15 protein-coding genes are annotated in these 19,005 nt (G+C 64.9%); 8 read left to right on the plus strand and 7 right to left on the minus strand.

Annotation, left to right across the window (positions count from 1 at the left end; genetic code table 11):
* Window positions 1–4: 4 nt before the first annotated feature.
* Both NCS02_RS11320 and NCS02_RS11325 read right to left on the minus strand, forming a co-directional pair.
* Window positions 5–2,152: a D-(-)-3-hydroxybutyrate oligomer hydrolase gene (locus tag NCS02_RS11320; protein WP_250457461.1), complete on the minus strand. Its 2,148-nt coding sequence runs from the start codon at window positions 2,150–2,152 to the stop codon at window positions 5–7.
* A gap of 226 nt (window positions 2,153–2,378) precedes the next feature.
* Window positions 2,379–2,750: a BON domain-containing protein gene (locus NCS02_RS11325; RefSeq protein WP_061162774.1), complete on the minus strand. Its 372-nt coding sequence runs from the start codon at window positions 2,748–2,750 to the stop codon at window positions 2,379–2,381.
* A gap of 628 nt (window positions 2,751–3,378) precedes the next feature.
* On the opposite strand from NCS02_RS11325, the gene NCS02_RS11330 reads away from it, so the two are divergent.
* The 4 genes from NCS02_RS11330 to NCS02_RS11345 all read left to right on the plus strand — a co-directional run bounded on the left by NCS02_RS11330 (window position 3,379) and on the right by NCS02_RS11345 (window position 7,753).
* Entirely contained in the window at window positions 3,379–4,854 is a 1,476-nt protein-coding gene (locus NCS02_RS11330) for a TAXI family TRAP transporter solute-binding subunit (protein WP_250523124.1), read from the plus strand.
* Between the two features lie 140 nt (window positions 4,855–4,994).
* Window positions 4,995–5,654, plus strand: a complete 660-nt coding sequence (locus NCS02_RS11335) for a 2-hydroxychromene-2-carboxylate isomerase (protein ID WP_008342696.1) — start codon at window positions 4,995–4,997, stop codon at window positions 5,652–5,654.
* 133 nt (window positions 5,655–5,787) lie between these two features.
* Window positions 5,788–6,774: a LysR family transcriptional regulator gene (locus NCS02_RS11340; protein WP_250523125.1), complete on the plus strand. Its 987-nt coding sequence runs from the start codon at window positions 5,788–5,790 to the stop codon at window positions 6,772–6,774.
* A 58-nt stretch (window positions 6,775–6,832) separates the two neighbouring features.
* The gene (locus NCS02_RS11345; RefSeq protein ID WP_250480654.1) at window positions 6,833–7,753 is read left to right on the plus strand and encodes an AraC family transcriptional regulator; all 921 of its coding nucleotides are present in this window, start codon (window positions 6,833–6,835) and stop codon (window positions 7,751–7,753) included.
* 14 nt (window positions 7,754–7,767) lie between these two features.
* On the opposite strand, the gene xdhC is transcribed toward NCS02_RS11345, so the two are convergent.
* From xdhC to xdhA, 3 genes are read right to left on the minus strand one after another with little or no spacing between them, the layout of a single operon-like run.
* Window positions 7,768–8,274: a xanthine dehydrogenase accessory protein XdhC gene (xdhC, locus tag NCS02_RS11350; RefSeq protein ID WP_250507491.1), complete on the minus strand. Its 507-nt coding sequence runs from the start codon at window positions 8,272–8,274 to the stop codon at window positions 7,768–7,770.
* Window positions 8,271–10,634, minus strand: coding sequence for a xanthine dehydrogenase molybdopterin binding subunit (xdhB, locus tag NCS02_RS11355; protein ID WP_034471603.1), 2,364 nt, complete (start codon window positions 10,632–10,634; stop codon window positions 8,271–8,273). Before xdhB ends, xdhC begins: the two co-directional genes overlap by 4 nt.
* 18 nt (window positions 10,635–10,652) lie before the next feature.
* Window positions 10,653–12,176 (minus strand): xanthine dehydrogenase small subunit, encoded by a 1,524-nt coding sequence (gene xdhA, locus NCS02_RS11360; protein WP_250457458.1) that lies wholly within the window; start codon window positions 12,174–12,176, stop codon window positions 10,653–10,655.
* A 335-nt stretch (window positions 12,177–12,511) separates the two neighbouring features.
* Here xdhA and NCS02_RS11365 point away from each other — a divergent pair, with 335 nt between their 5' ends.
* From NCS02_RS11365 to NCS02_RS11380, 4 genes are all read left to right on the plus strand, one after another.
* Entirely contained in the window at window positions 12,512–13,726 is a 1,215-nt protein-coding gene (locus NCS02_RS11365) for an MFS transporter (RefSeq protein ID WP_250523126.1), read from the plus strand.
* Window positions 13,727–13,952: 226 nt separating this feature from the next.
* Window positions 13,953–14,699 (plus strand): GntR family transcriptional regulator, encoded by a 747-nt coding sequence (locus tag NCS02_RS11370; protein ID WP_008342704.1) that lies wholly within the window; start codon window positions 13,953–13,955, stop codon window positions 14,697–14,699.
* 8 nt (window positions 14,700–14,707) lie between these two features.
* Window positions 14,708–16,141 carry a multidrug transporter subunit MdtD gene (gene mdtD, locus NCS02_RS11375; protein ID WP_241814291.1) on the plus strand — a complete coding sequence of 478 codons (1,434 nt, stop codon included), beginning with the start codon at window positions 14,708–14,710 and terminating at the stop codon, window positions 16,139–16,141.
* Between the two features lie 227 nt (window positions 16,142–16,368).
* Window positions 16,369–17,640, plus strand: coding sequence for an EAL domain-containing protein (locus NCS02_RS11380; RefSeq protein WP_241814292.1), 1,272 nt, complete (start codon window positions 16,369–16,371; stop codon window positions 17,638–17,640).
* Window position 17,641: 1 nt separating this feature from the next.
* On the opposite strand, the gene NCS02_RS11385 is transcribed toward NCS02_RS11380, so the two are convergent.
* Together NCS02_RS11385 and NCS02_RS11390 are read right to left on the minus strand one after the other, a co-directional pair.
* Window positions 17,642–17,794, minus strand: a complete 153-nt coding sequence (locus NCS02_RS11385) for a hypothetical protein (protein ID WP_033537310.1) — start codon at window positions 17,792–17,794, stop codon at window positions 17,642–17,644.
* Window positions 17,795–17,873: 79 nt separating this feature from the next.
* The gene (locus NCS02_RS11390; protein ID WP_250523127.1) at window positions 17,874–19,004 is read right to left on the minus strand and encodes an acyltransferase family protein; all 1,131 of its coding nucleotides are present in this window, start codon (window positions 19,002–19,004) and stop codon (window positions 17,874–17,876) included.
* Between the last annotated feature and the right edge of the window lies 1 nt (window position 19,005).

The following is a 19,005-nucleotide window of genomic DNA, read 5'->3' on the forward strand; positions in this document are numbered from 1 at the left end:
ACCGTCAGTTCGGCACGTTGACGATGCCGCCCGCCACCGAGATCGCGTTCGCGCCGGGATCGGTCGCGATGGGCGGCAGATTCGACGTCGTGAGGGCGGGCGCCGAACCCGCCTTGCCGCCGCGCGCGACCGTTCGCACCACCTGCGACGGCGGCAGCGGCGCGTTGTTCTTCAGGTGGTTCCACATCAGGTTGAGCGCCTGAATGTCGTAGTAGTGGAGCGGAATGAAGCGCGTGTCGAAGCCCGCCACGCTCAGGAACGCGTCGAAGTGCTGACCGTTCGTGATCTCATACAGCGAAAGCTGGCTCTTGCTTCCCTCCGCCACGCGATTCGCACCCAGATACGGCCGCGACGCATGATTGATCGGCACGAGCGCATCCGCCCGGCCCTGCACGATGATCGCGGGCTTGCCGCGAAGATTCGCGTTCACGCGGATCGCATTGACGCTACCGGCCATCGTCGCGTTGCCGTTCGTCCATAACGCGCGCAGGCAGGCGGCGCCCGCGTAGCTCGCATCGGGCGTCGCCAGCCGATGATCCGCCGCGCCCGTCGTTCCCGCGTTGTAGACCAAGTTGATGCCGTTGGTCGGCGGCACGCCGTTGCCGTTGCCGAAGATCGTCGGCATCGGCGAGACGAGCGGCGTGACGCCGGCCGCGCCCGTCGCCGCGCTGGTCGTGCCGAAGCTGAACTCGCAGAGATTGTCGAGCACGCTCGCTTTCATGTACGCATCGGCGTAAGTCACAGCTACGGCCGGCACCGCCTGCGAATCCCACATCGGCGCGTGCAGCGTGTCGGAATCGCTCTCGTAGCCTGCCTGATGCAGACGGTTCAGCGCATCGGTCGCCTGCTCCGTCGTCGTGCCGCCCGAGACGAAGCCGTTGGCGGCAAGCGTCGCACAGCGCGCCGTGCGGATCGCGTTGGTCGTGGCGGGCAGAAGCGTCGTCAGATACGGCGCGCCTGCCGCAGCGGGCGCGAGCGCCGCGCACGGCTGCAGCAGGTTCGCGAGCGTCATGTAATCCGCGAGCGGCCTGCCGAACGAGCCGACCGGCACGCCGCCCTGCCGCACCGAAACCTGCGACGGCAAATTCAGATTGATCTGCGGCTCGCCGACGACGACCGCCGTGATCCAGCCATCGGTGTCCTGTTCCGCCGCCGCCAGCGATGCGCCGCCGCCGTTGCTCACCGATGCCGCGATCGTCGTGATGCTGCCCTTGCTGTAGCGCACCTGATGCGTCGATCCGCTGACCGGCCCGAACATGTCGTTGAGCGCCCAGTACGCGAACTGGATCGCCTGCAGCGTGTTCTTGCCCCAGTCCTGCTCCGGGTTTTGCTGCGAATGCGCGTGCTTGTACGCGTAGCGATTCGGGAACGCCGAATTGAACGACGACAGCGCCGACGCGCTCACGTTCGCCTTGAAGATCGCCTTGGTCCCGGCGATGTCCGCACTGGCGAGCGTGCCGTCGATGAGCGTCACGAGCGTCGTCGAAATTTCCTGCGCGCCGTTGCCGCTGCCCTTGTCCGTGTAGGCGACCGCGCAGCCGCGCTTGAGGCCCCACTCGCCCGCCGCCGAAATCGCACCGTAGACGCCGCGCGATCCCGATGACGTCGCCGTGACGATGCACGGCTGGTCCGGATTGAAGCTCGTCGGGATCTGCACGAGCAGGCTCACGTTCTGCCTGCCGCTGCCATCGTCCGCGTAGGCGATGTACTCCTTGCCCGCAATCTTGCCTTCGCCGAGCGAGTCGTTGCCGTTCAGATCGACATTCGGCCCCCAGAAGCGGCCGTAGCCGCCGTTCGCCGACATGTCGACGAGCGCGCGGTAGTTCGAATAGATCGCGAGACGGCGCAATTCGGCTGCCGTCGGCGCGGCGGGCTTCGCGAACGTCGGCGCGGTCGCCGACGCGAGGCCCGTCTTGCCGAGACCGGCCGTGAGCAAATCGTCGGAGACGCCGTCGTAAGTCTGGGTGTTCACCGAGCCCGAGATGAAGCTCGGCAAGCTGTTGGCCGGCTGGCCGCCGCCGCCGTTGTCGTCATCGCCGCCGTGGCATGCGGCTAGTGTCGCCGCCGCCAGCAACGCCAGCGCGCCGAGCGCGGCCGTTCGCGGCACATCCTGCAAAGCCTGCAACCTCGGGAAACGCGCGAGTCTTTTCATTTGAATCTCCGCCATCGGTTCCGATTGAGTGATGCGATTTTCAAGCGATCGACAATGCGAGTATCGCGCCGATCGAACGCCAGTCACAGCCGATTTCAGGCGCGCCGGCTGCAAAAGCTCCAAACGACAACGGGCCCCGGCGGCGACGCCGGAGCCCGTTCAAACGCCCGCCAGACGAGCGAAGCTTGCGGCATCGCGAGATGCCGCCCACTGCCTGTGATGCGTGTTATTGCCCGCCGCCTTGAACGCCGAGCGTAATCTTGTTGGAGACCGACTTCACGCCCGGCACGCCCTTCGCGACTTCTTCGGCCTGAGCGATCTGGCCGCCTTCCGGCACCGTGCCGGTCAGCGTGACCGCGCCGCTGCGCGCGCGCACGAACACGTTCGACACGTCGAAGCCCTGTGCCTTCGACAGCGCGCGGCGCACGTCGTAGCCGAGCTTGCGGTCGGTTTTCTTGGTCGCGGATTTCTGAGCCTTGGCCGCCGCTGCCGAGTCGGTGCTCGTGGCCGCCGCGTCGCTCGATTGCGCATAGGCGCTCGATGCCACGGCCACGCACACCACCACGCCCAGCGCCTTCAACAGATCGACTGCTTTCATGATTTCTCCTTTTGTTTCGCTTGTTGACTTCGCACAGTTGCTACTTCGCTCGTTTTGCACTTCAAAAGCGGGCCGCATTCCCAGCGGCTGGGCAACGACATCGAGCGGCTGACCGTGACCGCGCGCGCCCGGCGCCTGAAACTGACGCGGGAATAGCGGCGGCAAGCCGGCGGATGCGGCTCACGGTGCTGCGAGAGACTGGCGATCGAAACAAATCACGGCCGGTTTTTTCGGGCGATGACGCCCGCCGGCTCGAATATGACCTGCCGCATGGCGCCTGCTTGGCGGTCCGCGAACCCACATTCCGGGCTGCGGCGGCGCGAGGAGCCTTGTCGTGCGGCGGCGAACGTCAATTTAGCCCAGCGCGGCCATTAGCGCAAAGCTTTTAACAATGCGGCCATATGCGACGCCGTTCGCAAGCAACAGCGCGCGCGCTTTCTACACACGCCTGTCACACGGCGCGCCGGGCCCGCGGTCATCCGGGCGACGCGCGATCTCATGTACCATCGACGCCATGCTGGCCGTCCGGACGCGCCGCTCGCGCGCCTCGCCGAACACGTTCGGGCAGACGTGGGCGCATCGCGATCGGGTAAGCTCGCACGCACGAAGTTTCAAGATTACCGACGAGATGACCCACCCTTCAGGAAACAATCCGGGCCACGATCCGGACGTCCCGCCCAAACGCAAGCCCCTGCCGAGAATCGGCGCGCGCTTCGTCGCGATCTCATGGCGCGATCTCGCGCTCACCTTCGGCCCGATCCTGCTCGTGTGCGCGGCCGCGCTCTATGCCGCCGTGCGGCTGATCCAGCCCGCGCCGCCGAGCACGCTGACCATCGCCGCCGGCCCGAAAGGCAGCTCGTTCTGGACGAGCGCGCAGAAATACAAGACGATCCTCGCGCGCAACCGCGTGACGCTGAACATCCTCGAGACGCAAGGCTCGCTCGATAACCTGACGCGCCTCGAAGACCCGAAATCGAACGTCGACGTCGGCTTCGTGCAGGGCGGCCTGACCAAGCCGGGCGCGACGCACGACAATCTGGAATCGCTCGGCAGCGTGTCCTACGTGCCGCTCGCGGTGTTCTATCGCTGCGCGACGGTCGTCAGCCGATTGTCGGAGCTGAAGGGCAAGCGGCTCGCGATCGGCGCGGAAGGCAGCGGCACGCGCGTGCTCGCGCTGAATCTGCTGAAGGCGAACGGCATCGAGCCGGGCGGCGACACCGAACTGCTGCCGCTCGCCGGCGACGAAGCCGCGAAAGCGCTCGAAGACGGCCAGATCGACGCAGCCTTTCTGACCGGCGACTCCGCGCAGCCGCCGACGATGGCGAAGCTCCTGCGCACGTCCGGCATCCGCTTCATGGATTTCGCCCAGGCCGACGCCTACGCGCGCCGCTTTCCGTATCTGACGGAAATCGACTTGCCGATGGGCGCCTTCGATTTCGCCCGCAACCTGCCGCCGCGCGCGGTCCACATGATCGCGCCGACCGCCGAACTGGTCGCGCGCGACAGCCTGCATCCGGCGCTCTCCGATCTGCTGATCGAAGCCGCGCGCGAGGTGCATGGGCGCGCGAATCTGCTGCAGCGGGCGAACGAATTCCCCGCGCCGCTCGTGCACGAATTCCGCATCAGCGACAACGCCGAGCGCTATTACAAATCCGGCAAGAGCTTTCTGTACCGTTCGCTGCCGTTCTGGGTCGCGAGTCTCGCGGATCGCGTGCTGGTCGTGCTGGTGCCGCTGATCGTCGTGCTGATTCCGGGCTTGCGGCTCGTGCCGGGGCTGTATCGATGGCGCGTGAAATCGCGCATCTACCGCTGGTATGGCGCGCTGATTGCGATAGAGCGGGAAGCGATCAGCGGCCCCGACACCGCGCAGCGCGACGCCCTGCTCGACCGCATCGACGCGATCGAAACGGCCGTCAATCGCATGAAGATGCCGCTCGCGTTCGCCGATCAGTTCTACGTGCTGCGCGAGCACATCGGTTTCGTGCGGGAGCGTCTCGCGCACGCGCCGGTCGCCCCGGCCGACCAAACCCGCGCGCGCGACATGGCGCAACAGCATGCGGCCGGTGTCGTTCGCCAAGCAGACACGGAGCAAGGCAGCACGTAATATCTGTTGGAGAAACGTTAAAAAAGGATGCGACGCCGCGCGCTGCCTCCGTCATGCAGGACACGACAAAAAACGAACAGATGCGGCTCAGAGCGCGCCGCCGCGCGAGCAAAGCCACGGAATCTCAGGGAGAAGGGAACATGAGTGCCCCGCATTCGACCAGCACCGGTCATCCGTACTTTTTCTTCGACTTCATATCGCCGTTTTCGTACTTGCTGCTGGAGCAGCATGAGAAGTGGCCCGACATGCCGTTCGAGCTCGTGCCCGTCCAGTTGATGAAGCTGCTCGACCGCTGGGGCCAGCCGCACGCCGCGACGATTCCGTCCAAGCGCGTCTTCACCTACCGGCACGCGCTGTTTCGCGCGGAGCAGCTCGGCATTCCGTTCAAGATGCCGCCCGCCCATCCGTTCGATACGAGCAAGGCGCTGCGTCTTGCCGTGCTCGCTGACGGCGACATCGCCCGCGTGCGCGAGATCTTCCGCTACATCTGGCGCGAAGGGCGCGATCCCGCGACGCCGGAAGGCTTCAAGGCGTTGTGCGAGCACGTCGGCATGCCGGAGGCCGTGACGCGCATCGAGGATGAGGACGTCAAGGCGAAGCTGCGCGACAACAACGACCGCGCCGTAGCGATGGGCGTGTTCGGCGTGCCGACTTTCCTCGTCAACGACCAGATCTTCTGGGGCGAAGACACGCTGCCGATGGTGCTCTACGTCGCGCGCTCGCCGAACTGGCTCGACGGCGCGGAAGTGAAGCGCATCAGCGCGCTGCCGATCGCGCCGAAAGACGCCGATTTCAGCTGACGGCGGCCGGATGGCGGACGCGCCTATGCCGTGCATAGCGCGCCTGCTATGGCGTCAAAATTGGATCAGCGGTTTACTTCGGCTTTAGGGCTCGCGAGTTCGCGCCCGCGCGTCCTGAATTCACTTGCTTGCCATGAACGATCCCGCCGACTCACTCGACATCTGGCTCATCCGCGTGCTGCGCACCTTGCTGCTGGAGCGCAGCGTGACGCAGACCGCGCAGCGGCTGAACCAGACGCAACCGGCGATCAGCACCGCGCTGCGCCGTCTGCGCGAGATCCTGAACGACCCGATTCTCGTGCGCGGCAAACAGGGCATGGTGCCGACCGAATACGGCGAATCGCTGCTCGCGCCCGCGCAACGCGCATTGCGCGAAGTGGAATTCGTCGCGACGCCGCACGGCGATTTCGACCCGCAAAGCTCGCGCCGCACGTTCCGCGTGGCCGCGCCTGATTATCTGAACGATTTCTTCATGCCGACGCTCGTCGCCGCTTTTCGCGACGCAGCGCCCAATGCGCGTCTGGAGATCGAGTCGCTGAATCCGATGCGCGATCACGAGCGCATGCTTGACGGAGGCGAAATCGATCTGATGGTCGCGAACTGGACGAAGCCAGAGCCGCGCTTCGAACGCCAGGATCTTTTCAGCGACGTATTCGTCTGCCTGATGCGTGCGAATCATCCGCTCGCGCGCGAACCGCTGACGGCGGAACGCTACGCGCTCGCCGCGCACCTCGCGCCGACGCCGTATAGCGGCGGCCGGCGTCATCCGATCGACATCGGGCTCGCGCGCGCGGGCATCGAAAGGCGCATCGTCACGACGATTCCGTACTTCGGCCTCGTCCCGCAGGTGCTGTTGCAGTCGGACCTCATCTTCACCGCGCCGCGCCGCTTCGCGCAGCACTATGCGGCGATGCTGCCGCTCGCCGTGCTCGATTCGCCGGTGCCGTTTCCACGCATCAAGTGCTATCAGCTTTCGGTGCCACAGCCCGATCAGCCGACGGACATCGCCTGGCTGCGCACGCTGATGTCGACCGTATCCGACTCGCTCACGGGCAGGAAGCAAGTTGCGGCGGCGGCATCGGGCGATGAAACCGCCGAACTGGGCGAAGCCGCGAAGTAACGCACGCGCGGCGGGACTTCGGTACTATCCGAACGACACCTTCTGCCCGCCCGCTCACATGGATGCTCTCGACAAACTGATTCAGCTTGCGAGCCTTGCCGGCGCGCTCGATCTGCGCTGCCTGCTGCGCGGCCCGCTGGAACTGGATCACGCGCCCGCGCCCGCCGGCGAAGCGGTGTATCACGTCGTGCTCGACGGCGCGTGCACCGTCGTGCGCAAAGGTCACGCGCCGCTCGAACTGACGGCGGGCGACATCTTCTTTCTGCCGCGCGGAGACGCGCATGTGCTGAGCATCAAGGCGCGCGAAGGCGGCTCGTCCAAAGTCGAGATGGAAGCGCGCGACAACGGCGCGGTCACGGTAAGAAGCAATTGCGGCGGGCAGCCGCCGGGCGTGGACTTGCTGTGCGGGCGCTTTCTCTACGCGCCGCGCGCGCTTCTGATCGACGTCCTGCCAGATGTCGTGCACGTATCGTTCTCGAACGCGTCGGCTTCCTATCTCGCGCCGCTCGTCCAGACGATGCGCCGCGAAGCGGAAGATGCGCAACTGGGCGCGCCGTCGATCGTCACGGCGCTATCGACCGCGCTCTTCACGATGGTGCTGCGCGCGTGGCTCGACGGACAGCCGTCATTGGCGGGCGTGCTCGGCTTGCTGGCGAACCGGCGGCTGGGCGCATCGATCATCGCGATGCTCGAGCGCCCCGCCGAACCGTGGACGCTGGAGATGCTCGCCAAGGAAGCGGCGATGTCGCGCGCCACGTTCATGCGCGCGTTCTCGGCGCATTCGGACAGCTCGCCGCTCGCGTTGCTGAGTCACGTGCGGATGCAGCTCGCCAGCACGATGCTCACGCATACGAAAAAGAGCATCGCGGATGTCGCGGCCGATGTGGGGTATCAGTCGGAAGCGGCGTTTTCGAAGCGGTTCAAGGAGCTTTATGGCGTCGCGCCGGGACGCTTCAGACAGACCAACGGCATCGCTTGAAGCGTCATCGTGGCTCAGGCGGAAAGATGCGCTGCGTTCACCGCCGGCGTTCCGAACCTCGCCGTCATCTCCCGCACGCGCAGCAGTTGCGCGGCAACGGCGAGCCCGATCGACCACGGCGCCTTGTCGACGATCCCTTCCACGCCGATCGGACACGTGATCTCCGGCAGCCGGTCCGCCGCCACACCACGCTCCATCAATCGCCGCTCGAACTTGACGCGCTTCGTCTTCGAGCCGATCAGCCCGAAGTAAGCGAAGTCGTCGCGCCGCATGATGCATTGCGTCAGCGAAAAGTCGAGCGAATGATCGTGCGTCATCACGATGAAGTACGCGCCCGGCGGCGCTTCGTCGACGATCGCGTCGGGCAGATCGGTCGCTTCGATCTGCACGTTCGCCGGCACTTCGTCGGGGAAAAGTTCGTCGCGCGCATCGACCCATTGCACGACGCACGGCAACGTGCCGAGCACCTTCACGAGCGCGTGGCCGACGTGGCCCGCGCCGAACAGGACGACGTGCATCATGAGCGCGCGCTCCTCACCGCATTCACCGCCTTCAGGATTTCTTCGGCCGTCGCGGGCGCGTTGAGCGGCGGATTGATCTTGTGATCGCCGACAGCGGAAACGGCATCGCGGATCGCGAAGAACACCGAGAACGGCAGCAGCAACGGCGGTTCGCCGACGGCCTTCGAACGATGGATGCTGTCCTCCACGTTGCGATTCTTGAAGAGATCGACGCGGAAATCGGCGGGCATGTCGTTGGTCGTCGGAATCTTGTAGGTCGACGGCGCGTGCGTCATCAGCTTGCCGTTGTCGTCCCACCACAGCTCTTCCGTCGTCAGCCAGCCCATGCCCTGCACGAACGCGCCTTCCACCTGGCCCTTGTCGAGCGCCGGATTCAGCGACGCGCCCACGTCATGCAACGCATCCGCGCGCAGCACGCGCATTTCGCCGGTGAGCGTGTCGATCACCACTTCCGACACTGCCGCGCCATACGAGTAGTAGTAGAACGGACGGCCTTGCATCGTCGCTGCATCCCAGTGGAGCTTGGGCGTCGCGTAGAAGCCGTCGGACCACAACTGCACGCGCGCGAGATATGCCTTCTGGACGACTTCGCCGAACGGAATGGCATCGTCGCCGACGATCACGCGGTCGTTCGCGAAGCGCACTTGCGCCGGCGTGACGGTGCCGCCGCCGAACTTCTCCGCCGCGAACTTCGCGAGCCGCTCGCGCAACTGGCGCGCGGCGTCCTGCGCGGCCTTGCCGTTGAGATCGGTGCCGGTCGATGCCGCCGTCGCCGATGTATTCGCGACCTTGCTCGTATCCGTCGCCGTCACGCGCACGCGCTCGAAGTTCACGCCGAGTTCGTGCGCGACGACTTGCGCGACCTTCGTGTTCAGGCCCTGGCCCATTTCGGTGCCGCCGTGATTCACGAGCATCGAGCCGTCGGTGTAGATGTGAACCAGCGCACCCGCCTGGTTGAAGTGCGTCACGTTGAACGCGATGCCGAACTTCACCGGCGTCAGCGCGAGGCCCTTCTTCAGGATTGCGTTGTTCGCGTTGAATTCGTCGATGGCCGCGCGGCGCTTGCGATATTCGCTCGTCTCTTCGAGTTCGGCGATCAGTTCGTGGATGACGTTGTCCTCGACCGTCTGGCCGTAAGGCGTCTTGTTGTTTTCCGTCTTGCCGTAGAGATTCGCGCGGCGCACGTCGAGCGAATCCTTTCCGACCGCACGCGCGACGTTATCCAGAATGTATTCGATCGCGAACGCGCCCTGCGGCCCGCCAAAGCCGCGAAACGCGGTGTTCGACTGCGTGTTGGTCTTGCCGCAATAGCCTGCGATCTTCACGTCCGAGAGCCAGTACGCGTTGTCGAAATGGCAGACGGCGCGCGTCATCACCGGGCCCGACAAATCCGCGGAGAAACCGCAGCGCGACGTCATGTCGACGGACACGCCTTCGATCTTGCCGTCGTCGTCGTAGCCGACTTCGAAGTCGTACACGAAGTCGTGACGCTTGCCGGTGATCATCATGTCGTCGTCGCGGTCCGGACGCAGCTTGACCGGACACAGCAACTTCCATGCGGCGAGCGCCGCGCAGCACGCGAAAATGCCCGACTGCGATTCCTTGCCGCCGAATCCGCCGCCCATGCGACGGCATTCGACCAGCACGTTATGCGAATGCACGTTCAGCACATGCGCGACGAGATGCTGCATTTCCGTCGGATGCTGCGTCGAGCAGTAGACGTGCATGCCGTCGTCCTCCTTCGGCACGGCATAGGCGATCTGGCCTTCGAGATAGAACTGTTCCTGGCCGCCGAGCTTCATCGCGCCGCGCTCGTGATGCGCGGCTTTCGACATGCGGCTCTCGGCGTCGCCGCGCGCGAGCTTCAGCGGATTGAGCACGTACGATTCCGCTTTGCGCGCGTCTTCGGGCGTGAGAATCGGCACGAGGTCTTCGAATTCGATGGTCGCGCGACGCGCGGCCAAGCGCGCCGTATCGTGCGACGTCGCGACGACGATGAACATCGGCTGGCCGACGAACTGCACGATGCCCTGAGCCAGGACCGGATCGTCGTGGATGATCGGGCCGCAATCGTTCACGCCGGGAATGTCCTCGGCGGTGAAGACGGCGACCACGCCCGGCGTCGCGCGCACGGCGTCGAAGTTCATCGATACGATCTTCGCGTGCGCCTTCGGGCTCGTGCCGAGCGCGGCGTGCAGCGTGCCCGCGACGAGCGGAATGTCGTCGGTATAGCTCGCGCGCCCGCTCACGTGCAGATGCGCCGACTCATGCGGACGCGATACGTGGACCTGCTTGAAAGCGTCGATTTCGTTCGCGAGCGACTGAGCGTCGGCGATGAATGCTTCTGCTTGCTGATTCATGTTTTTTTGCTCCTTCGCTTACTTCGCTTCGACGAGTTCGATTGCGCGCACATCCAGCTTCGATTTGTCCAGCGGATCGTGCGGGCGCGTCTCCAGCCAGAAGCGATACAAGAGGCTCTTTGCGGTGTCGAGGCGATAGTCGCTGCTCGCGCGCATGTCGGTGAGCGGCTGGTAATCCTTGGAAAGCGCGATCATCGCGGCCTGCGCGGTGGCTTCGTGCCAAAGCGCATCGTTGAGAATGGCTTCGGCGTGTTCCGCGCGCTTCGGCGTCGCGGCCATGCCGCCGTAGGCGAGGCGCGGCTCGCGGATCGTGTCGCCATCGGCGATGAAACTGAACGCGGCGTAGACGGCGGAAATATCGGAGTCGAAACGCTTCGACAGCTTGTACGCGCGGAACTTAAGGTTCGCGCGCTTGCCCGTGCGCGTCGGCACGCGGATCGCGGCGACGAACTCGTTCTCGCGCATGTCCTTCTTCTGATACGCGATGTACAGATCCTCGAGCGGCATCTCGCGCAGACCATCGACGCTTTGCAGGACGACGCGCGCATTCAGCGCGATGAGGCCGGGCATCGAATCGCCGATCGGCGAGCCGTTCGCGACGTTGCCGCCGAGCGTGCCGGCGTTGCGGATGGGCAGCGACGCGAAACGCAGACGCGTCTCTTCGAGTTCGGGATAGAGCTTCACGAGTTCGTCGTACGCGCGCTCGACCGACACGCCCGCGCCGATCTCGATCCATTCGTCCGTCGTCTCGACGCGCTTGAACGAGTCGATCTGCCCGACATAGACGATATCGCCCAGATCGCGCAACTGCTTCGTCACCCACAAACCGACGTCCGTGCTGCCCGCGAGAATCCGCACGTTCGGGTTTTTGTCCTTGATCGCGGCGAGCGCTTCGGTCGTGCGCGGCGCGTCGAACTGGCGGCCGGCGTGCTCGTAGTGGAACGTGTCGTCGCGCTTCAGGCTTTCGAGCGTGCGCGCGAGCGCCGGCACGTTGACGGGCGCGAGCGGCGCGCGGTCGAACATCTGCTCGGCAGCGTCGATGATCGGCCGATAACCCGTGCAGCGGCACAGATTGCCCGTCAGCGCATCGCTGATCTCCTGGCGCGAGGGCTTCGTCTTCTCGCACGTTCCCGGGCAGCCGGTCGTCGCATGACCGTGCTTTTCGTAGAGCGCGAACATCGACATCGCGAAACCGGGCGTGCAGAAGCCGCATTGCGAGCCGTGACAATCGACGAGCGCCTGCTGCACCGGATGCAGCGTGCCGTCCGGCTGGCGCAGGTCTTCGACGGTGAAGAGCGCGCGGCCGTCGAGCGTCGGCAGAAACTGCACGCACGCGTTGACGGCCTTGAACGCGACGCCGCCCGCGCCGTCCGGCTCGCCGATGACGACCGTGCACGCGCCGCAGTCGCCTTCCGCGCAGCCTTCCTTGGTGCCGGTGCAGCGCGCGTCTTCGCGCAGATATTGCAGGACGGTGCGCGTCGTCGACGCGCCGCTCACTTCCTGGATCGCGTTGCGGTGATAGAAGCGGATCGGCTCAGTCATGGATGTCTCGGGGCTCTTCGATGCTTTTTCGCTGGTTGCGCGGGATGCGCAGCCGGTGGCATTCGCGATTTCGGACCTTTTCAGATTAGTCCTGTCGCTTCGATGGTTCAAAAGCTATCACCGCCAAAATCGATAACCCATAGGCGGCATTGCATGAACGACATATTCTTCGTCCGATATGTGCTGCGAGCCTTATGCAGCAAGGGTTCCCTCGGCGGCGCCCGATGACTCGGACAGGCGATTTGTCCTAGCTGGTTACAAAACGACTGCGACGTTGCGCCGCAACATATGGGACAATCACGCCTTCGCGCCGAATTCAACCCCGCAATTTCCCTATGTCCACCGAGTCCCGCATCAAGCCGCAAAGCGACTTCGCCGTCACGCTGCGGATTCTGCCCGTCGTGCTGTACACGTTCCTTTGCTACCTGACGATCGGCATTCCGCTCGCGGTGCTGCCGGGCTTCGTGCACACCGATCTCGGCTACGGCTCGGTGATGGCGGGCGCGGCGATCAGCGTCCAGTACTTCGCGACGCTGCTGTCGCGGCCGCTGGCGGGCCGCACCGCCGATACGCTCGGCCCCAAGAAAACCGTGCTCTACGGTCTCGCGGCGTGCGCGGCAAGCGGCGTGCTGCTGCTCGCCTCGGCGCTCGCCGCGCAGTGGCACGCGGTGAGTCTCGTGCTGCTGGTGATCGCGCGGCTCGTGCTCGGCTTCGGCGAGAGCTGGGTCGGGACGGGATCGATCACATGGGGCATCGGGCGCGTCGGCGTGAACAACAACGCGAAGGTGATTTCGTGGAACGGCATCGCCACTTACGGCGCGCTCGCGATCGGCGCGCCGCTCGGCGTCGCGATCGATCATTCGCTGGGATTCGCGTCGCTCGGGCTGATCGTGATCGCGCTCGGCGGCTTCGGCTACTGGCTCGCGATGCGCATGGCGAGCGTGCCGATCGTGCACGGCGAGCGCATGTCGTATCGGAGCGTGTTCTTCCGCGTGTTGCCGCATGGACTGGGACTCGCGCTCGGATCGGCGGGATTCGGCTCCATCGCGACGTTCATCACGCTTTACTATGCCGCGCACAACTGGCCGAACGCGGCGCTTTCGCTCACGGTGTTCGGCACGATGTTCATCGGCGCGCGGCTTCTGTTCGCCAACACGATCAAGGCGTATGGCGGGTTTCGCGTGGCGATCGTGTCGTTTGCGTTCGAATGCGCGGGTCTGCTGATGCTGTGGCTCGCCGCCGAGCCGACTTTCGCGCTCGCGGGCGCGGCGCTGACCGGCTTCGGATTCGCGCTCGTGTTTCCGGCGCTCGGCGTCGAGGCGGTCGGGCTCGTGCCGCCGGCCAGCCGGGGCGCGGCTTTGTCGGCGTATTCGGTGTTTCTCGATCTGTCGCTCGGGTTGACCGGGCCGCTCGCTGGGTATGTCGCGGGTGAGTTGGGGTACGGGTCGGTGTTTCTGTTTGCCGCGCTGGCGGCGGCGGCGGCGGTGGCGTTGTCGGTGGCGCTTTATATGCGCGGTGGGCGTGGGGTGGGTGGGGCGGCTACGGCTTGAGCTCAGTGCTTTCGTAGCGTCGCGTCGGGCGCGTTTTGCCGGATCCCGTTTCCGTGTCGGTCGATCGGCACTGCCCCTGTGCGGGGCAATGCTGATGGACCACCAAGAAAACGGGATCCGACGAGAAAAAGGCCAAGCAACCAAAACCCGCCTCAAAGCGAAACACGGAGCGACCACCTTCAGCGTTTGTCTTAAAATCCCCGCTTGGCCCATTAGCGTCCGCTTTATGAACCCGACCTCGGAAGACCGCTGGCGCGATTTGCGCCCGGACCCGGACAGCGACACTCCGCTCTACCTTCAACTCGCCCGCAAGCTCGCCAACGCTATCCACGACAATCGCTGGAACGCAGGCGAAGCGCTGCCCTCCGAGCGCGTGCTGTCGGAAGCACTCGGCGTCTCGCGGATCACCTCGCGAAAAGCGATCGCGCTGCTCGTCGAACAAGGGCTCATCCGCCGCGAACAAGGCGCGGGCAGCTTCATCACGCCGCGCTACGAAGACCCGCTCTCGCGTCTGTCGAGCTTCTCCGAAATGCTCCGGCGCCGCGGCTTCAAACCGAGTTCCAAATGGCTCTCGCGCAGCATCGAGCCGGCCAATCGCGAGGAAGTCATCCAGCTCGGCCTCTCGCCCGCCGCGACCGTCACGCGCCTGAAACGCCTGCGTCTCGCCGATGACATCGTCATGGCCGTCGAGAATTCCACCTTTCCGGCGTCGTGCATTCCCGATCCGCAGACCATCGGCGATTCGCTCTACAGCTATCTCGATGCACGCGGGCTTTCGATCGTGCGCGCGCTTCAGCATTTCCGCGCCGTGAACGCGAGCCCGGAGATTGCCGAGCAGATGGGCATCGCGCCACACGACGCGCTGCTGCTCATCACGCGCGTCGGCTACACGGCCGATCAGCGCGCCATCGAGCTCACCGATACCTACTGCCGCAACGACTACTACGACTTCGTCGCCGAGCTGCGAAAGTAACCCGCCCAATGACCGACACGCCCACAGCCCAGACGTCCGACCGATCGCTCTCCATCATGCTGTGGCTCGTCGCCACGGGCTTCTTCATGCAGACGCTCGACTCGACGATCGTCAACACCGCGCTCCCCGCGATGGCGCGAAGTCTGGGCGAGGCGCCGCTGCGCATGCAGGGCGTCGTGATCGCCTACTCGCTGACGATGGCGATGATGATCCCCGTCTCCGGCTGGCTCGCCGACAAGCTCGGCACGAAGCGCGTGTTCTTCAGCGCGATCCTCGTGTTCACGATCGGCTCGCTGCTCTGCGCGAACGCGCAATCGCTGACGGCGCTCGTCGCGTATCGCGTCGTGCAGGGCGTCGGCGGCGCGATGCTCCTGCCGGTCGGACGCCTCGCCGTGCTGCGCGTGTTCCCGGCGGAGCGCTATCTTTCCGCGCTCGCGTTCGTCGCGATTCCGGGGCTGATCGGCCCGCTCATCGGCCCGACGCTCGGCGGCTGGCTCGTGCAGATCGCGTCATGGCACTGGATTTTTCTGATCAACGTGCCGGTCGGCGTGATCGGCTGCATCGCGACGAACCTGTACATGCCCGACAGCCGCAATCCGGCGACCGCGCGCTTCGATCTGGCGGGCTACCTGCTGCTCGCGATCGGCATGGTCGCGCTCACGATTTCGCTCGACGGACTCGCCGATCTCGGCCTCGCGCACGCGATCGTGATCGTGCTGCTCGTGCTCTCGTTCGGCTGCTTCGTCGCTTACGGTCTGCACGCGACGCGCGCCGCCCAGCCGATCTTTTCCCTCGATCTCTTCAAGATCCACACCTTCAGCGTCGGCTTGCTGGGCAATCTCTTCGCGCGTATCGGCAGCGGCGCCATGCCTTATCTGATCCCGCTCCTGCTGCAAGTGAGCCTCGGCTACACGCCGTTTCAGGCCGGCATGATGATGCTGCCCGTCGCGGCCGCGGGCATGGCGTCCAAGCGCGTCGTCACGCGGCTCATCGAAAAGCACGGTTATCGGCGCGTGCTGGTCGTGAACACGGTGCTCGTCGGGCTGATGATGGCGAGCTTCGCGCTCGTGAGCGCGCATCAGCCGCTCTGGCTGCGGCTCGTGCAGCTCGCGATCTTCGGCGCCTTCAATTCGATGCAGTTCACCGCGATGAACACGCTCACGCTGAAGGACCTCGGCACCGGCGGCGCGAGCAGCGGCAACAGCCTGTTCTCGCTCGTGCAAATGCTGTCGATGAGCCTCGGCGTGACCGTCGCGGGCGCGATCCTGTCGACGTTCACAGGACTGCTGCCGCAGGTCACGGAGACGAACTCGCTGCCCGCCTTCCACGCGACGTTCCTGTGCGTCGGCATCATCACGGCCGCGACGGCGTGGATCTTCGGACAGCTCGCGCCCGAAGTGCGCGCGGCCGCGAGAAAGCCCGACCCGTCCGAATCGAACTGAGAACCCGGACGACGCACCGCGCCGGTGCCCGCACGCACGTTTGGACGGCGCGCGCTCCCGCGTCTGCGGCATGCGAGCTTCAATCCGCACACGAATAGGCGCAACGAAGCGCGCGATACCCGGCGAGCGCCGCTTGGATATTGAATTTGCACGCTTTTTGCTCGAACGGTCGGGTGCCGATCCGGTAAACTATCTCGATAAAGTTACTTGCCCTGCGCCCCGACACCATGAGCATGGTTGATCTCGACCCTCCCCGCTTCCAGCCGCCGCGCCCCGTCGCCGGTGACGATGGATCGCGTCGCACCGTGTTGTACGGCGAGTACACCGTTTTCAGCGTGTTCCAGCCCGTGTTTTCGGTGTCGCACCGGCGCGCGATCGGCTATCACGCGTCCTTGCGCGCGCGCGACGATTCACATCGTCACGTGCCGTCGCACGAGGTATTCACGCAGGCCGCGCGGCGCGGCGATCTGCTCGAACTCGGCCGGCTCGCGGAATCGCTGCATCTGGGCAACTTCAATGCCTTCGACAGCCACGACGAATGGCTCTTCCTGAGCCTGCACCCCGCCGCGCTGATGGACACGAGCTACGGCGATGCGCTGCTCGCGTCGCTGAAGGACATCGGTCTGTCGCCGCAGCGCGTCGTGCTCGAAGTGCCCGAGCAGGCGGGCGGCGAGACGACGCGTTTCGCTGAAATCATCGATTCGCTGCGCAAGTCGGGCTTTCTGATCGCGCTCGACGGCTTCGGCGTGAAGCATTCGAACATCGATCGCGTGTGGCATCTGCGGCCGGATATCGTGACGCTCGACCGCTGCATCCTTCAGCAGGCGACCGAGCATTCGCATATCGAGCGCGTGCTGCCGCGCCTCGTCTCGCTGCTCCATGAGTCCGGCCAGCTCGTCTTGATGGGCGGCCTCGCGACCGAACGCGACGCGCTCATCGCGCTGGAGTGCAATGTCGATTTCGTGCAGGGCGCGTACTTCGCGCAGCCGAGCGTCGAGGCGGTGCACAGCGAAGTCGCCGCTGGCGTGATGGATGCGTTGTCGGCGGCATCGCGCGAACGCGTCGCTGCCCGCGAACGGGCGCAAGTCGCGCGCCTCGAGCCGTATGTGAGCGGGCTGGAGCGCGCCTCGGTCAAGCTGATGGAAGGCGAGACGCTCACGGCCGCGACGAGCGAACTGCTACAACTCGCCGACACCGCGCGCTGCTTCCTGCTCGATCAGGCCGGACGGCAGATCGGCGACAACGTCGTGCCGATCGTGCGTACATCGCAGCGCGCGAAGCGCTTCAGTCCGCTGCTGCATTCGGAGGGCGCAAGCTGGGAGCGCCGGCCGTACTTCATCGAGGCGCTGCGCGCGCCGGGGCGCATGCATCTGACGGCGCCGTATCTGTCGATCAACGAGGCGCACCTTTGCGTGACGGCGTCGATCGCCGCGCAGACGCCTTATGGCTTACAGGTGCTGTGCGTCGATATCAACTGGGAAGGCGCGAAGCAGCGGTAGGCTACGCGCTGTTTTCGGATTCCGGACGGAGCAGATCGAAGCCGGCAAGCACCAGCACGCCGGAGAGCACGATGAGCGCGGCAGAATGGCGGCCGAAATAGAGCAATGCGGCGGCCGACCAGGCCGCGAGGCACAAGCCTGCGAAGCGTTTCATGATGGCGATGCGATTTCGATCGTTGCGGCGAGCCGATATTTTAGGCTCGCGCTCCGATGCGCGCAGCGACGGCTTATCGTCACGCACGCTGCGTCACTCTGCTCCGCTGCTTTCCGCGCGTCAGATATCGTCCCAGTCGAATCGACGGCTTTTCGACCGCGTAATATCCCGCGATGCTGACGGGAAGAATCAGCACGGCGGCAATGATCAGCGACATGCCTTGATAGGTTTCGCCAAAATAATGCAGCACGCCCAGCAACACGATGCAATGCAGCAGATACAGGCTGAATGAAATCTCGCCGAGGAAAATCAATGGCCGCACGGTCAGAAACGCGGCGAACGGCCTGAGCGCAATCGCCAGAACGAGAATGCCGGTCACGGCTGGAAGAATGATCCAGTCGTCGGCGAAACTGCGCAGCACGTCGTTGGATATCGAATGGCGAGTGATCGAACCGACGAGGACGTAACAGGCGAGACAAATCAGCAATGCGCCGAAAAGCGTTCGTGCGGAATAGGCGCCGAGTTTCGACGAAATGGCTTCGCGATATCGCGCAATCAGGGCGCCGAGGAAGAACATCGACATGTAATGGATGGTCGGCATCCATTCGCCCTGAATGCTCGCGTCCAGGAGGGTCCGCTGCAAATGATGGTAATAGCCGAATGCAGCGAGAGAGAAACACATGCTTAGTGCTACGGAAAACCAGACGGGCGTGGCAAATACCACGACGACGAGAAGCGGGAAGATCAGCGAGATACGCATCTCGTAGACGAGCGACCAGAGCACCGGATCGAGCGTGCTGTTGCTGAACGGAATCACAAAGTAGAGGTGATCCAGCAAATCATGCCGATCGATGCCCGCGTGCCATGCCTGATTGACCCATTCGCCGGTCCAGGAGAGATTCGAGCGGTAGAGCAAGCAATACGCGGTATAAGCGGCCAGAACCGCGATCAGATAGGGGATGTAAATGCGGCACACGCGCTTCACGATGAACTCGGCGAAGCCCGGTCTGCTGTCGCCGGTAATCTGCATGGCCAAGGCGAAACCGCTCAGCGCAAAGAACAGGATCACGGCGGAATGCCCTTCGGCGATTGCGCGCCATGGAACGTGCTGCAGCCAATGCGTGAGCGTGATCTGTGAATAGTGACTGAATACGACTGTCAAAGCGGCAATGCCGCGCAGCGAATCCAGTTGATGATAGCGTGTCGTCATT

This window comes from Caballeronia sp. NCF2 (genome assembly GCF_023631205.1).
Classification (GTDB): domain Bacteria; phylum Pseudomonadota; class Gammaproteobacteria; order Burkholderiales; family Burkholderiaceae; genus Caballeronia; species Caballeronia zhejiangensis.

Excerpts from the sequence above, each read along its gene's own strand:
- NCS02_RS11380 (WP_241814292.1), top strand. The coding sequence starts at position 16,369 with ATGAGCATGGTTGATCTCGACCCTCCCCGCTTCCAGCCGCCGCGCCCC.
- xdhB (WP_034471603.1), bottom strand. The coding sequence starts at position 10,634 with ATGAATCAGCAAGCAGAAGCATTCATCGCCGACGCTCAGTCGCTCGCG.
- mdtD (WP_241814291.1), top strand. The coding sequence starts at position 14,708 with ATGACCGACACGCCCACAGCCCAGACGTCCGACCGATCGCTCTCCATC.
- NCS02_RS11330 (WP_250523124.1), top strand. The coding sequence starts at position 3,379 with ATGACCCACCCTTCAGGAAACAATCCGGGCCACGATCCGGACGTCCCG.
- xdhC (WP_250507491.1), bottom strand. The coding sequence starts at position 8,274 with ATGATGCACGTCGTCCTGTTCGGCGCGGGCCACGTCGGCCACGCGCTC.
- NCS02_RS11390 (WP_250523127.1), bottom strand. The coding sequence starts at position 19,004 with ATGACGACACGCTATCATCAACTGGATTCGCTGCGCGGCATTGCCGCT.
- NCS02_RS11325 (WP_061162774.1), bottom strand. The coding sequence starts at position 2,750 with ATGAAAGCAGTCGATCTGTTGAAGGCGCTGGGCGTGGTGGTGTGCGTG.
- NCS02_RS11335 (WP_008342696.1), top strand. The coding sequence starts at position 4,995 with ATGAGTGCCCCGCATTCGACCAGCACCGGTCATCCGTACTTTTTCTTC.
- NCS02_RS11385 (WP_033537310.1), bottom strand. The coding sequence starts at position 17,794 with ATGAAACGCTTCGCAGGCTTGTGCCTCGCGGCCTGGTCGGCCGCCGCA.
- NCS02_RS11340 (WP_250523125.1), top strand. The coding sequence starts at position 5,788 with ATGAACGATCCCGCCGACTCACTCGACATCTGGCTCATCCGCGTGCTG.
- NCS02_RS11345 (WP_250480654.1), top strand. The coding sequence starts at position 6,833 with ATGGATGCTCTCGACAAACTGATTCAGCTTGCGAGCCTTGCCGGCGCG.
- NCS02_RS11320 (WP_250457461.1), bottom strand. The coding sequence starts at position 2,152 with ATGAAAAGACTCGCGCGTTTCCCGAGGTTGCAGGCTTTGCAGGATGTG.
- NCS02_RS11370 (WP_008342704.1), top strand. The coding sequence starts at position 13,953 with ATGAACCCGACCTCGGAAGACCGCTGGCGCGATTTGCGCCCGGACCCG.
- xdhA (WP_250457458.1), bottom strand. The coding sequence starts at position 12,176 with ATGACTGAGCCGATCCGCTTCTATCACCGCAACGCGATCCAGGAAGTG.
- NCS02_RS11365 (WP_250523126.1), top strand. The coding sequence starts at position 12,512 with ATGTCCACCGAGTCCCGCATCAAGCCGCAAAGCGACTTCGCCGTCACG.